Annotated in this window: 3 protein-coding genes; all 3 read right to left on the bottom strand. The window is 68.7% G+C overall.

Annotated features, from left to right (window positions below):
- The coding region (locus C664_RS19945) for an NAD(P)(+) transhydrogenase (Re/Si-specific) subunit beta (RefSeq protein WP_004294385.1) at positions 1–938 on the bottom strand (938 nt) is incomplete at its 3' end.
- Positions 939–1,241, bottom strand: a complete 303-nt coding sequence (locus tag C664_RS19940) for an NAD(P) transhydrogenase subunit alpha (protein WP_004259024.1) — start codon at positions 1,239–1,241, stop codon at positions 939–941. It lies immediately after the preceding gene.
- A gap of 12 nt (positions 1,242–1,253) precedes the next feature.
- Positions 1,254–2,327: NAD(P) transhydrogenase subunit alpha (locus tag C664_RS19935; protein WP_198291565.1), on the bottom strand; the 1,074-nt coding region annotated here is incomplete at its 5' end.

Here is a 2,327-nt window from a genome sequence, read left to right as displayed (position 1 = left end):
CCGGCCACCGCCATGCCGTAGCCCGGCACGATGATGACCTTGCTCGCGTAGCGCATCACCGAGGCGGCGTCGAGCGCGGAGAACTCCTTCATCGTGCCCTCGATCGCCTCGCCTTCGCCGCCCGCGGCCGCGCCGCTCAGCGGTGTGAAGATGACGTTGGAGATCGGCCGGTTCATCGCCTTGGCCATCAGCTGCGTGAGCAGCGTGCCCGAGGCGCCCACCACGATGCCCGCCACGATCAGCGCCGGGTTGCCCAGCACGTAGCCCTCGAAGCCCACCGCCAGTCCGGTGAAGGCGTTCAGCAGCGAGATCACCACCGGCATGTCGGCCCCGCCGATCGGGCTGGTCAGCACCACCCCCAGCGCCAGCGCCAGCACGAAGAACAGCACGATGAGCACCGACGCGGGCGCATCCGACACGATGATCGCCAGGCCCAGCAGCGCGGTGACCGCGGCGAGCGCGACGTTCACCAGGTTCTGCTGCGGCAGCCGGTAGGCGTTCTTCATGATGCCCTGCAGCTTGGCGTAGGCGATGCACGAGCCGGAGAACGCCACCGAGCCGATCAGCGCGCCGAGCACCGCCAGCGTGGCCACCACCGGGCCATGCACCTCGCCGCGGGCGAACTCGAGCGCGGCGATCGCCGCCGCCGCCCCGCCGCCCATGCCGTTGTAGATGGCGACCATCTGCGGCATGTCGGTCATCTTCACCGTCTTGCCGCTCCACCACGCCACCGCCCCGCCCGACACGATGGCCAGCACCATCAGCCCGACGTTGTTCAGCTCGGGCGTGAAGAAGGTCACCACCGTCGCCGCGACCATCGCGTAGCCCGCCCACACGATGCCCTTTCTCGCCGTGACCGGCGAGCTCATCGCCTTGAGCCCCAGGATGAACACCACCGCGACCGCAAAGTAGGACGCCTGAATGAATCCGTTGACCATTTATGCGCCCCCTTCCTTCTTGTTGCCACCCTTGAACATCGCCAGCATGCGCTCGGTGACGACGTAGCCGCCCGCGGCGTTGGCCGCACCGAGGAACACCGCGACGAAACCGATGAGAAGCTGCACCGGATCGTCCGGGTCGGCGTGGCCGAGCACCACCATCGCCCCCACCAGCACCACGCCGTGCACGAAGTTCGAGCCCGACATCAGCGGCGTGTGCAGGATCACCGGCACGCGCGAGATCACTTCGTATCCCGTGAACGCGGCCAGCATGAAGATATACAGCGCTGCAATTCCTTCCATGATCGTTCTCCCTTACAGCCCCAGGACCTGCTTGACGCCAGCGTGGCGCACTTCGCCCGCGTGCGTGAGGCAGGCACCGGCCATCACCTCGTCGTCCCAGTCGAGCGCGAGCGCGCCGTCCTGGATGAAGGGCGAGATGAAGTTGAACAGGTTCTTGGCGTACATCTCCGACGCATGCACCGGCATGCGGCTGGGGATGTTGACCGGTCCGATCACGAGCACGTCGTGGATCCAGACCTTCTCGCCCGCCACCGTGCCTTCGACGTTGCCGCCGGTCTCGGCCGCCATGTCGACGACGACCGCGCCCGGCTTCATCTTCGCCACCATCTCGGCGGTGATGATGCGCGGCGCGGGCTTGCCCGGAATCGCCGCGGTGGTGATGAGCGCATCGCACTGCGCGACGGCCTTGGCCAGGCGCTCGGCCTGCCTGGCCTTCTCCTCGTCGGTGAGCTCGCGCGCGTAGCCGCCCGTGCCCGCCGCCGACACGCCGGTGTCGACGAACTTGGCGCCCAGCGACTCGACCTGCTCGCGCGTCTCGGGCCGCACGTCGTAGGCCTCGACCATGGCGCCGATGCGCCGCGCGGTGGCGATGGTCTGCAACCCCGCCACGCCACAGCCGATCACCAGCACCTTGGCCGGGCGGATCGTGCCGGCGGCGTAGGTGAGCATCGGAAAGAACTTCGGACTATGGTCGGCGGCGATCAGCGCGCACTCGTAGCCCGCCACCGCGCCCTGCGAGGACAGCGCATCCATGCTCTGCGCGCGCGAGATGCGCGGCAGGAGTTCGAGCGCGAACGCGGTGACCTGGCCTTCGGCCAGCTGGCGCGCGCGCGCGGCGCTCGCCCACGGCTGCAGCATGCCCAGCAGCACGGTGCCCGGCTTCAGCTGCGCAATCACGTCCTCGGTCGGCGGTTGCACGCAGAACACCACGTCCGACTGCGCGCACACCTCGGCCGCGCTCGCGGCAAACGTCACGTCCGCAAACACCGCGTCCGGAAAGTGCGCCGGCACTCCCGCGCCCTGCTGCAACACCACCCGGGCCCCCAGGCCCAGATACTTTTTCACGACATCCGGTACGACCGACAG

It is taken from the genome of Thauera sp. 63, assembly GCF_000310165.2.
In the GTDB taxonomy this organism is placed as follows: domain Bacteria; phylum Pseudomonadota; class Gammaproteobacteria; order Burkholderiales; family Rhodocyclaceae; genus Thauera; species Thauera humireducens.
Note: the sequence above shows the minus strand (reverse complement) of the source record. Positions and strands in the feature narration are given on the sequence as shown.

Coding starts and splice junctions, on each gene's coding strand:
- C664_RS19940 (WP_004259024.1), bottom strand. CDS start 1,241: ATGGAAGGAATTGCAGCGCTGTATATCTTCATGCTGGCCGCGTTCACG.